13 protein-coding genes are annotated in these 10,276 nt (G+C 73.3%); 1 reads left to right on the top strand and 12 read right to left on the bottom strand.

All coding sequences use genetic code 11. The features are described 5' to 3' along the window. Window positions 1-4: 4 nt before the first annotated feature. A complete protein-coding gene (locus LIU39_RS34200; protein WP_264483565.1) occupies window positions 5-727 on the bottom strand; it encodes a prepilin peptidase in 723 nt (240 codons plus the stop codon). A 91-nt stretch (window positions 728-818) separates the two neighbouring features. On the opposite strand from LIU39_RS34200, the gene LIU39_RS34195 reads away from it, so the two are divergent. Continuing rightward, window positions 819-1,202 carry a DUF192 domain-containing protein gene (locus LIU39_RS34195; protein ID WP_227050876.1) on the top strand — a complete coding sequence of 128 codons (384 nt, stop codon included), beginning with the start codon at window positions 819-821 and terminating at the stop codon, window positions 1,200-1,202. A 39-nt stretch (window positions 1,203-1,241) separates the two neighbouring features. Here LIU39_RS34195 and LIU39_RS34190 read toward each other — a convergent pair whose 3' ends face one another. The 11 genes from LIU39_RS34190 to cpaB form a co-directional block, all read right to left on the bottom strand. Beyond that, a complete protein-coding gene (locus LIU39_RS34190; RefSeq protein WP_227050875.1) occupies window positions 1,242-1,871 on the bottom strand; it encodes an OmpA family protein in 630 nt (209 codons plus the stop codon). A 7-nt stretch (window positions 1,872-1,878) separates the two neighbouring features. After that, entirely contained in the window at window positions 1,879-2,460 is a 582-nt protein-coding gene (locus LIU39_RS34185; protein WP_227050874.1) for a hypothetical protein, read from the bottom strand. Between the two features lie 100 nt (window positions 2,461-2,560). Continuing rightward, the gene (locus tag LIU39_RS34180) at window positions 2,561-3,268 is read right to left on the bottom strand and encodes a pilus assembly protein TadG-related protein (RefSeq protein ID WP_227050873.1); all 708 of its coding nucleotides are present in this window, start codon (window positions 3,266-3,268) and stop codon (window positions 2,561-2,563) included. A 14-nt stretch (window positions 3,269-3,282) separates the two neighbouring features. Next, the gene (locus tag LIU39_RS34175) at window positions 3,283-3,447 is read right to left on the bottom strand and encodes a membrane protein (RefSeq protein WP_018089307.1); all 165 of its coding nucleotides are present in this window, start codon (window positions 3,445-3,447) and stop codon (window positions 3,283-3,285) included. Between the two features lie 502 nt (window positions 3,448-3,949). Then, window positions 3,950-4,849, bottom strand: coding sequence for a DUF5936 domain-containing protein (locus LIU39_RS34170; RefSeq protein WP_264483562.1), 900 nt, complete (start codon window positions 4,847-4,849; stop codon window positions 3,950-3,952). 15 nt (window positions 4,850-4,864) lie between these two features. Further along, the gene (locus tag LIU39_RS34165; RefSeq protein ID WP_227050872.1) at window positions 4,865-5,809 is read right to left on the bottom strand and encodes a type II secretion system F family protein; all 945 of its coding nucleotides are present in this window, start codon (window positions 5,807-5,809) and stop codon (window positions 4,865-4,867) included. 43 nt (window positions 5,810-5,852) lie between these two features. After that, a complete protein-coding gene (locus LIU39_RS34160) occupies window positions 5,853-7,190 on the bottom strand; it encodes a TadA family conjugal transfer-associated ATPase (protein ID WP_227050871.1) in 1,338 nt (445 codons plus the stop codon). Continuing rightward, window positions 7,187-7,660 (bottom strand): TadE/TadG family type IV pilus assembly protein, encoded by a 474-nt coding sequence (locus LIU39_RS34155; RefSeq protein WP_372464156.1) that lies wholly within the window; start codon window positions 7,658-7,660, stop codon window positions 7,187-7,189. The genes LIU39_RS34160 and LIU39_RS34155 overlap by 4 nt, the downstream gene beginning before the upstream one ends. A 3-nt stretch (window positions 7,661-7,663) precedes the next feature. Further along, window positions 7,664-8,041, bottom strand: a complete 378-nt coding sequence (locus tag LIU39_RS34150) for a TadE/TadG family type IV pilus assembly protein (RefSeq protein WP_227050870.1) — start codon at window positions 8,039-8,041, stop codon at window positions 7,664-7,666. A gap of 3 nt (window positions 8,042-8,044) precedes the next feature. Next, window positions 8,045-9,388 (bottom strand): CpaE/TadZ family protein, encoded by a 1,344-nt coding sequence (locus LIU39_RS34145; RefSeq protein WP_227050869.1) that lies wholly within the window; start codon window positions 9,386-9,388, stop codon window positions 8,045-8,047. A gap of 13 nt (window positions 9,389-9,401) precedes the next feature. Next, the gene (gene cpaB / locus LIU39_RS34140; protein WP_227050868.1) at window positions 9,402-10,118 is read right to left on the bottom strand and encodes a Flp pilus assembly protein CpaB; all 717 of its coding nucleotides are present in this window, start codon (window positions 10,116-10,118) and stop codon (window positions 9,402-9,404) included. Window positions 10,119-10,276 lie beyond the last annotated feature (158 nt).

The raw sequence follows: 10,276 nt of genomic DNA, 5'->3' as shown, positions 1-10,276 counted from the left end.
CGCGTCAGCCGGCCGCGGCGGCCGCGGGCAGCAGACCGCAGAGGGCTCCGGCGATCATGAAGGGGCCGAGCGGCATGGGCTCCTGGCGCCGGCCGCGGCGGGCGAGCAGCAGAGCGGCGCCCCACAGCGCGCCGAGGAACACCCCCGCGGCGCCGCCGGTGAGCAGGGCGCGCCAGCCGTACCAGCCCAGGGCGATCCCCAGGCCGAGCGCCAGTTTGGCGTCGCCCAGGCCGATGCCGCTCGGGTTGACGGCGAAGAGCAGCAGGTAGCACCCGCCGAGCAGCAGGCCGCCCAGCAGTGCCCGCAGCCAGGAGCCGGACGTACCGGTCAGCCAGCCGACGAGTCCGAGGGTCGTGGCGGCGAGGGCGGCGAGCGGCAGCGTCAGCGCGTCCGGGAGGCGTCGTACCCGCCAGTCGACGGCCGTCAGGAGGACGGCGACCGGGGCCATCAGCAGCCAGGCGGCCAGCTCCGGGCGGGCGCCGGTGGCCGCCGCGAGCGCCGCGCAGACCAGCGCGGTCGCGGCCGCCGTCGGCAGTGCCCGCGGCCCGTACGCCGTCCGGCAGCGCGGGCAGCGCGGCGGTCCCAGCCAGCCGCGGGCGTATCCGGTGAGGGGGTGGCCTCCGGGGCAGTGCGCGCGCCAGTTCTCCTCCGGTTCGACGGCCATCCGGTGAGCGGGGCGGGGCAGCAGCAGTCCGGTGGCGGCGCCGTAGGCGGCGGCGAGGATCATCAGCGTCGGCGGCACACGACGACCATAGAACGCGGCGGGCCGGCCCGGGGTGGGTCGGCAACTCTCGTGCGGGGCTGGTAGAACGGCGCTCATGGTGGGTTCGGCGAAGCGGTGGCGGGACGGATCGGGGACGCTGCACGGCGCGGACGTGGTGGTGCCCGTCGAGGTCGCGGCGTCCTACCGGGCGCGCACCCGGGGGCTGTTGGGACGCGACGGCATCGAGGGGGTGTTGTTGCTGACGCCGGCGAGCGGGGTGCACACCTTCCGGATGCGGTTCGCGCTCGATGTCGCCTATCTGACCCGGGACTTCAGGGTGATGGCGGTGCGGACCATGTGCCCGGGGCGGCTGGGTCTGCCGCGGGCGCGGTCCCGGCACGTGCTGGAGGCGGAGGCGGGGGCGATGGCCCGCTGGGGCCTGCGGCCCGGCCTGACGCTGGAGGTCCGGCAGGCGGGAACGCCGCCGAACACACCGTGAAAGGAGGCAAGTTGGGGCACTGCGCTGCCCCTTCGCCCCCTACGACGCGCGGGGAAAGCTGACCTCCACCCGGCGGTTCTTCTTGCGGCCGGCTTCGGTGCTGTTGTCGGCGATGGGGTACTGCTCGCCGTAGCCGCGGATCTGGAACGTCACCGAGGGGTCCAGCTGCTCGGCCAGTTCGCGCTGGACGGCGTGGGCGCGCTCCTTCGACAGTTTGATGCCGTGGGCGGACGAGCCGAGGTTGTCGGTGAAGCCGAAGACCCGCAGGCTGGTGGCGTGTTGGCGCTGGGATTCGGTGGCGATGGTGCCGATCCGGGAGTGGGCGTCCGACGACAGTTCGGCGCTGTCCTTGGCGAACAGCACCTCGGCCTGGAGCGAGAACGTCACGTTGTCGTTGGTGTCCTGCCGCCGCTCGGAGCCGTCGTCGGTCTCGACGACCGACTTGATGTTGAGGACCTTCGACGGGGCGAGCTTCGCGCCCTGGACCATGCGCAGATCGGGGTCACGGGAATCGATGTGGACCGGCGGGGTGGTGTCCTCCGTGACGCCCGGTGGGGTGTCGGCGCGCGCGGCGGGGACGGCGAGCGCGGCGGTCAGCAGCAGCACGGCGGCGGCGGTGGCGGCGGTGCGGGGCCGCGAGGTGGCGCGGGGCGGGTGCGTGGCGGTCATCGGCTTCTCACTCCGTGATCTGCACGCTGGCCGGCGGCATGGTCGGCAGCTGGAAGTCGACCTGGGTCACCTTGGCGGGCGGCGCGGGGAACTGGGCGAAGATCGGGCGGCTCGCTCCTGGTCGCAGTCCGCTCAGGCCGGTGGTGCACAGGCACTCGCCGTCGGTGTCGCGGAGCACCAAGTACCGTTTCTTGCCCTCCTTGTCGACGAGCGTGGCGCCGGAGAGGGAGGACCTGGAACGCAGCTCCGACTCGTTGGAGCGCCAGTCGATGGCGTTGAAGACGCGGTTGCCGTGGTTGGTGACGGTGCCGTTGACGGTGACGAATCCGCCGGAGTCGCGGATCACGGAGTGCAGGGTGACGTCGACGCCGTCCGGGCCCTTGATCTCGCCGATGACGGTGTCCGATTCGGCGGCGGGGGCGGTGGATCCGGTCTCCTTGGGGGCGGTGCTCCGTTTCGGGTGGCTGCCGTCCGCCGTCTGTGAGGCGGCGCCGCCGCCACCGCAGCCGGCCACGACCAGTGCCAGGCCGGCCGCACTCGCCATGGCGACCGCTCCTCGGGCGGCTTTCGTGGTGCGCCGCATGCTCATGGGTGCGAATCCTTTGGTCGTCAGCGGGTCGTCGGTCCGGCCGGGCGGCAAGAACTCCTGGCGGTGCGCGCGGCGGCCGGTGTGCCGCGTGTCCTGGCGGTCATCGGGCGAGCCGCACGGAGAACAGGTCGGCGGCTTCCGGAAGGCCGTGGAGCGCGGCGGGGTCGAGCTGCCAGGCCCGGCCGTCGCAGACGAGGCGGACGGGGGACGGCGCGTCCCCGGAATCTCCCCCGCCGGGCTTGCCGTCCCCCTTGCCGTCCTTGCCGCCCTTGCCGTTGGCGTCCTTATTACCGTCCCCGACCTTGCCGTTGCCCGTTCCTTCGCCCGGCGTGTCGGAGACCGTGCAGCGGGGGGCGACGACGGCGGTGGCGTCGGCGGCGGCGTGGGTGTGCTCGGTGCCGGGGATCACCGAACGTCCCACGGCGGTACGGGAGGTGACGCGGACCGCGAAGGAGGTGGGCCAGGAGTCGGGGGTGCAGGAGGAGACCGTGGCGTCGTTGCGTCCGGCGAACCAGGCGGCGTGGTCGCAGGCCGCGCCGGAGTCGACGCCGCGGCCCTCGATCAGGTCCTGCCAGGCCGCGCCGTGCCGCAGCGCGTCGATGAACCCCGCGCTGAGCTGGTCGCGGTACTGCTGCCCGGCGGCCAGGGCGGCGGCGTCGGCCGCGGTCTGCGCGCTGTTGCGGGTCGCGGCGGCCTGGCCGACGGCGAAGAAGGCGAAGGCGAGGAAGAGCAGTCCTGCGACCGCCACGATGTAGATCGGGAAAGCCTGGCCGGCATCGCGCCGGCGGCGCGCGGTGCGGGCCGTCATGGCGGTGGCGGCAGCTAGATGCCGACGACGTCGGAGATCTTGTTGGCGATGGCGTTGGCGATCTGGCTGCCGAAGTCCGTGGTGGACAGGACCAGGACGATCGCCACGACCACCGCGATGATGCCGAGGTACTCGATCGAGGTCTGTCCCCGGTCGTTCCCCAAAATCCGCTTCGCCATCGTCTTTCCCTCCATGGGCGGCCGTCCCGCTCTGGTCCGGCTGGGCTGTCCCCCCGGTGTCGGCGCGTTGCTCCGCGGTCACGACACGAGAAAAGTACGCCGGATAGGCGTTCCCGGAACAGGGAATCCGTACCCAATACTCCTGCGGGGACACGGAGAAGGGACACAGCGCAGCTTTTCGGCCACTCAGGGCACTTGGGCCCGGCAGCGCATTTCGCACCCCGTTCACCCCCGATCCCCCTCCGGGACCATCCGATAGCGATGCCGGCGCCGTGGCGGGCCGGCCGGCCCGAACGCACCGGGGTGCGAAGGGGCCGCCGAGGCACCCACTGTGGCACAACTCGTTGCTGTTGCGAAGGAGTTGACCGGAAGCGGCGGTGTCCCTGGGAGGTATCCGGCCGGTTGCGCGGGCGCGCTCAACGGCGGGTGCGCGACCGCCCCGGCGCGCGGCGCCCTGCGCCCTTTTCCGCCCCCCGGTGACCCCCGTCCCCTTCACCGCCCTTCACTCCCCCAGCAGGGAACCGAAGTGGGTGCCAGAGCCCAGGAAGAACCCGGCGATCAGCAGGATCATGGTGGCCGGGACCATGAAGGTGGTGACGACCATGGTGGCCTTGGGTACGGCGCGGGCGGCGCGCCTGCGGGCGTTCTGCGCGTCCGTGCGCCGCATGTCGTCGGCGATCTGGATCAGCGTGTCGACGATCGGCGCGCCCAGCTCCTCGCCCTGCTGAAGTGCGGTGACGAACTGCGCGACCTGCTCCGAGTCGTTGCGTTTGCGCAGTTCCTCGAAGGCTTCGCGGCGGCTGACACCCATGTCCATCTGGCGCAGGGTGATGCGGAGTTCGTCGGCCCAGGGGCCTTCGTAGCGGCCGGCGACGCGGTCCAGAGCCTGGCGGAAACCGAGCCCCGCGCTGACGACCACCGCCAGGACGTCCAGGAAGTCCGGCAGGGTCCGCTCGATGGTGTCCTTGCGCTGGCGGATCGCGGCCCAGATGCCGACCTCGGTCCAGAACAGCGCGAAGAGCACCATCAGGACACCGAGGAGCGGCTGGCCGCGCAGGAACATCACCAGCGCGCCGAAGAGGCCGAGTGCGCCGTAGACGGCGCGGCGGGCGGCGTAGCGGTCGACGGTCAGCCCGCCGGGGTTGCCCGCCAGGTCGATGCGGCGGCGGACCCGGGCGACGCGCTTGTCGCCCATCAGCCGCAGGACCGCGGGCGCGTAGCGCATGCCCGTACGGTCGACGGCCGAGCCGACGGCGGTGGTGCGGGTCGCGCCGACCTCCAGGGACACCGCGAGGTCGGGCGGCAGTTCGGCCTCGCGGCGGTAGAGCGCGAGGCCGCAGCAGATGCCGGCGACCGAGAGCGCGAGGACGAGCGCCAGCAGGATTCCGATTCCGATGCCCATGGCGATACCCGTCCCCTACACGTCGATCTTGGAGAGCTTGCGGATGAAGAAGAAGCCGAGTCCGTAGAGCACGAAGGCGGCGACGACCGCGAGCTGGCCGGGGAAGGACGAGGTCATCCGGTCGATGGCGCCGGGCGCGATGCGGTTCATGAGCAGCAGGGTGCCGATGCCGAGCAGCGGGACGACGTAGGCGGTGACGACGACCTGGGAGAGCTGGGTGCGGACCTCGCGGCGGGTCTCCTTGCGCTCCTCCAGCGTCTTGGTGAGGTTGCGCAGCGAGCCGACGACGGTGCCACCCGCGCGGTTGGCGAGTACCAGCGTGGTGACCAGGACGACCAGTTCGCGCGAGGGCAGGCGTTCGGCGAGTTCACCGAGCGCCTCGTCCACGGAGTGGCCGACGGCGAGCTTGTCGGAGACTTTGGCCAGTTCCTCGCCCGCCGGGGCCTCCAGTTCCTCGGCCGCCATGCCCAGGGCGGTGCGCAGGGCGAGTCCGGCCTGGGTGGCGTTGGCCAGGATGCGGGAGAGTTCGGGGAGTTGGTTGATGAATCTCTCGATGCGTTTCTGGCGCTGCCAGTTGAGGAAGGCGAAGGCGGCCCAGACGACGGTGAGGGCGGCGATCGGGCCGAAGAACGCGGCGAGGGTGGCCTGCGCGATCACCCAGAGGACGACGATGGCGGCGAGCAGGTAGACGGTGAACTCGCCGGGGGTGACGTCAAGGCCGGTGGCGGCCAGCCGGCGTTCGATGCGGCGGCCGAAGCGGGTGCCGCGCACCGCGCGGTCGACGGAGCCGAAGCGGCGGCCCCGTCCCGTCACCGGCAGCCCGCGCTCGTCGGCGAGCCGGTCCACGACGGCCTGCCGCTGGGCCCGCCCGGCCGCGTACGTCCGGATCCCTGCCACCGCGAGTGCCCCGCAGAGCAGGCTGGCGCCGAGGGCCGGCAGCGCGGGGTCCATGCCGCTCATCGGGTGTGCTCCCTGGAAGGGTCGGAGGGGCTGGGGGCGGGGTTCATCGGGCTTCCCGGGTGGCGAGTTGGTCGTCGGTGGCGGCGACGCCGAAGGCGGGCGGGGTGGCTTCGCCCGCCATGTAGAGGCGTTCGGCGATCCGTCGGGGCAGCGGGAAGTAGCGGAAACTGCCGTGCACGACGCGGTCGGCGGCCATCGGTTCGGCGTCGAAGCGGCAGACGGTGGCGATGCGGTAGTCCTCGTGGCCGCGCGAGTCGAGCAGGGCGATCTCGCTGATCCGGCGGGCGCCGTCGGCGTGTCTGCCGAGCTGGACGAGGCAGTCGACGGCGCTGTTGATCTGGTCGCGCAGCGCCTCGAAGGGGATCTTGACGTCGGACATGGAGGCGAGGGTCTGGAGCCTCATCAGAGCGTCCTCGGCGCTGTTGGCGTGCACCGTCGCCAGCGATCCGTCGTGTCCGGTGGACATCGCCTGGAGCATGTCGAGGGTCTCGCCGCCGCGCACCTCGCCGACGATGATGCGGTCGGGGCGCATCCGCAGGGAGTTGCGTACGAGGTCGCGGATGGTGATCCGGCCCTTGCCCTCGACGTTGGGCGGCCGGGATTCGAGACGGATGACGTGGCTCTGCTGGAGCTGGAGTTCGGCGGCGTCCTCGACGGTGATGATCCGCTCGCCGTCGGGGATCAGCCCGGACAGCGCGTTGAGCAGGGTGGTCTTGCCGGCGCCTGTGGCTCCGGAGACGACGATGTTGACCTTGGCGCGGACCAGCGCGGCGAGGAGCATCAGCATCTGGTCGTCGAGGGTGCCCATGCCGATGAGTTCGGCGAGGGTGTAGGCGCGCGGGAAGCGGCGGATGGTGAGGGTGGCGCCGTTGAGGGCGAGCGGCGGGATGATGACGTTGACGCGTTCGCCGGACGGCAGCCGGGCGTCGACCATCGGATTCGACTCGTCCACGCGGCGGTTGACGGTGGAGACGATCCGCTCGATGGTCTGCATCAGCTGCTCGTGCGAGGCGAAGCGGACGGGGACCAGCTCGACCCGGCCGGAGCGTTCGACGTAGACCTGGTCCGGGCCGTTGACCATGATCTCGGTGATCGAGGCGTCCTCCAGGAGCGGTTCCAGGACGCCCAGGCCCAGCGCCTCGTCCACCACCCGGCGGATGAGGCGGCCCCGTTCGGCGGTGGAGAGCACCGGGCCCTCGCGGCTGATGATGTGGCCGAGCACCCGCTCAAGGCGCGAGCGGCGTTCGGCCGCGGCCAGCGACGACATCTCCGCGAGGTCGATCTCGGCGAGGAGTTTGGCACGGTAGACGGGCACCAGATGGCCGTCCTGGCGGGGCTCTCCGGTGGGCTCCGGCGTGCTGATCCGGCCTTTGAGGCTCATCGCGCGAGGGCTCCTTCCCAGGCGGCGGCGCCCGGCGCGGGCGGGTCCGCGGGGCGGGGCATCGTCGCGCTGCGGCTGGCGGTTCCGAAGCCGACGCCGGGGATGACGGAGGGGATGGTGACGGTCGCCGTGGCGCGTACCGCGCCGCTGCCGCCGCCGACGCTGATCCGCGCCCCCTTGCCGACCCAGCCGCTCATCGCCGCCCGCCCGGCGGCCTGCGGCCCGGTCCGGCGGTCCGCCGCGTCGAGCGAGGCGGTCCTGGCGGCGGCGCGGGCTCCGGTGCCGGCCTGCTGGACGGCGTAGGCGGCGATGCCGAGCTGGACGACGGCGAGCGCGACGAGCAGCAGCAGCGGCAGGAAGCCGAGGAATTCGATGGACGCCTGCCCGCGGTCCCGGCCGCGGCCGCGCAGCCTGGCGGGCACCGGGCGCCGGGCCGCCGCCCTCCGCCGCATCCTCGTGGTCCGTGTCATCCCTCAGCCCTCCTCCGCCGCGCCCGCGGTGCCGGTGACCGTCCACGGGAAGTTGCCCGCCCCGGGAAAGAGCACCGGGACCTTGATGCGTACGGTCGCCTTCCACAGTCCGGCTTCGGTGCCGCAGGACGTGCTGGCGCCCTCGCGCCAGGAGGCGGGCAGGTCGTCCTCGGCGGCGGCGCGGCAGGCGCCGGGGCCGCCGTCGAGGGTCGCGGTGGCCGCCCGCGCGCCCTTGTCCGCGGAGTTGGCGGCGAGCGTGAAGGTGTAGCCGACCAGCACGAACTGCCAGAGCAGGACGAGAACCAGCAGGATCAGCGGAAGCACGCCGAGGAACTCCACGGAGACCTGGCCGCGGTCGCTGCCGCCCAGCGGGCGCCGCACCGCTCAGCCCTCCGGGGCGGCCGGGTCGCGCGGGCCCGTCGCCGCCGCGCCCGGCGCCCGGTGGGCCGCGGTGCCGGGGCCCGCCGTGAGGGCCTTGCGCTTGCGGCCGGTCAGCGAGGGGCGGGCGCGGTGCCCCGGGCGGCCGGGTACGGCCTCGGGTACGTCGATCAGGCCGAGTTCGCCGGCCAGCGCCCACAGCGCCGCGCGAACCGTCGACCGGCTGTCGAGGTCCTGCATCCGGCCGGAGTCGACGCACGGCTGGAGTTCCTTGAAGGCGGCCGGGACGGTGGTCCTGGCGACCTGGGTGCCGGTGGCCTTGGCGACCAGCGGCGGCTGGATCTCGGTGTGCCGGGTGAGGCGGTTGATGACGGTGGTGGTGTCCTCGGCCTTGCGGATCTGGAGCCGGTCCCAGAGCCGCACCTGGCGTTTGGCGGCGCGTACGGACACCACGTCGGGGGTGGTCACCAGCAGGGCGGTGCCGGCGAGTTCGACGGCGGCGGCGTTCGCGGACTGCATCTGGGAGCCGCAGTCGACGATCACCACTTCGTAGCGGGAGCGCAGCGCGGTGAGGATCTGGCGGGCCGCCCGGTCGTCGACCTCCTCGCCGCGCTCCCCCTCGTCCGGTGCGAGCAGCAGGCCGAGTCCCGTGGGGTGGTCGTGCACCGCGTCCTGGAGTACCCGTACGGAGATGTCGGCGATGCCGGCGAGGTCGACGACGGAGCGGCGGAACTGGACGTCCAGATAGGAGGCGACGTCGCCGGACTGGAGGTCGAGGTCGACCAGCGCGACACTGCGGCCCGCGCCACGGGCGGCGAGCGCGAGCTGCACGGCGGCGACGGTGGTGCCGACGCCGCCCTTGGCGCCGGTGACGGTCACCAGCGTTCCTGCCGGTCCCGGCAGCGCGTCCTGGCCGGCCCCGAGGTGGGCGCGCACTCCGGCCGACCACTGGGCGGCGGCCTGGACCCGGGCCGCCAGTTCGTCGTGGCCCAGGGGCAGTTTGACGATGCCGCGGGCGCCGGCGTCCATGGCGGCGGAGAACAGCGCGGGCCCGGCGTCGGTGGTGATCAGGACGACGCCGACGGCGGGGAAGCGCAGCGCGACCTCGCGGATCAGGTCGAGCGCGGGCAGCGGCCCGATCCGTTCGTGGACGAGGACGACCTCGGGCAGCGCCTCGACGGCGGCGGGGCCGTTCGCCCCGGGCGGCACGGCGCCGGCCAGTGTGTCGAGCAGCGCGGTGGAGTCGGCGGCCTGGGGCGCGGGTTCCGCGTGCGGGAGCGCTCCGAGCAGCGCGGCGACGGCGCGCGCGGTGTCGGGGTCGCCGATGGCCGGCAGGATGCGGATGGTCACCGGTGCCTCCGGGTCACTTGTCGCCGTCCAGGGTGTAGGTGCGCTCGCCGGGCGGGATGGCGGCTTGGCTGCCGGGGGCGAGCAGGGCCAGGCGTACGTGGGAGGCGAAGGACTCGGCGTAGGCGACGCGTTGGGCGTCGCGGGTGCCGAGCGCGAAGGTGATCGGGACGGCCTCGCCGTCCCTGCGGGCCGCGGTGGTGTCGCCGGGGTCCTTGGCCTCCAGCGGCGTGAGCTTGCCGACGTCGATGACCTGGGCGCCGGCCACGATGACCTTGGAGACCGGCTTGTCCTCGGGGCGCTTGCCATCGAACGTGGCGTAGATGTTCACCCGCGCGCCGGGGTTGATCTTGCCGGCCACGCCGGTGGCGGCGTCGATCATGATGGCGATCTCCTGCTCGCCCGGCTTGAGCGCGGGCCGGTCGACGATCATGTCGTCCTGGAGGAGGGATCCCTTGTGCAGGGGGGTGACCGCTATCTTGCCGCTGAGGTCGTCGAGCCGGGTCACGGCGGTGGCCGGCAGCCACCGCTCGGGCATCGCCACCTTCTCGAACTGCCCGGGATCCAGCGCCTTGTAGGCCGCGACGTCGGTCTTCAGCCGGTAGGCGGTCTTCTCCGGGCCGACCTTGGACTCGACGTTCCTGATGACCGACAGCACGCCGACGAATGCGGCGGCCGCGCACAGGGCCGACAGGAGCAGCAGGATCAGTCCGCGGCGCTGGCGTGCGTTCATGGGTGGGGGACCTCGATCGGGGCGGGGCGGGGCGGGCAGGAACGGTCGGCGGGGCCGTACGGGCCGCCCGTACGGCTCAGGGTGTCCGGGCCGCGTACGTCCATCGGGCCGCCGGGCGCCGCGCGGCCGCGGGCGCCGGGACCGCCGGGCCGGGCCCC

The sequence above is a fragment of the Streptomyces pinistramenti genome (assembly GCF_020564935.1).
Classification (GTDB): domain Bacteria; phylum Actinomycetota; class Actinomycetes; order Streptomycetales; family Streptomycetaceae; genus Streptomyces; species Streptomyces pinistramenti.
This window is presented reverse-complemented; position numbering and strand designations above follow the sequence as displayed.